The 212-nt window shown below is 69.8% G+C and carries 1 protein-coding gene; it reads right to left on the bottom strand.

From position 1 onward, the window contains the following. On the bottom strand, positions 1-212 hold a 212-nt coding region (locus EVC45_RS46115), incomplete at both ends, for a hypothetical protein (protein ID WP_168991696.1).

Here is a 212-nt window from a genome sequence, read left to right on the forward strand (position 1 = left end):
AGCGCATTGAGTGCATTGGCCACTTCCTGCGCGCTCATCGACTCGCGCAGCCTCACGCCCGCCTCCGATGCCAGGCGACCGGCCAGGCGCAGCGCCGCTTCACGCGCGTTGTCCTCGTCCGGCCACTTCGAGAGGGCATTGAGCGCGTTGGCCACCGCCTGCGCGTTCATCGACTCGGGCAGGCCTGCATCCGAGGTCAGGCGACCGGCCAG

Source organism: Paraburkholderia sp. UYCP14C, assembly GCF_004197395.1.
Lineage (GTDB): Bacteria > Pseudomonadota > Gammaproteobacteria > Burkholderiales > Burkholderiaceae > Paraburkholderia.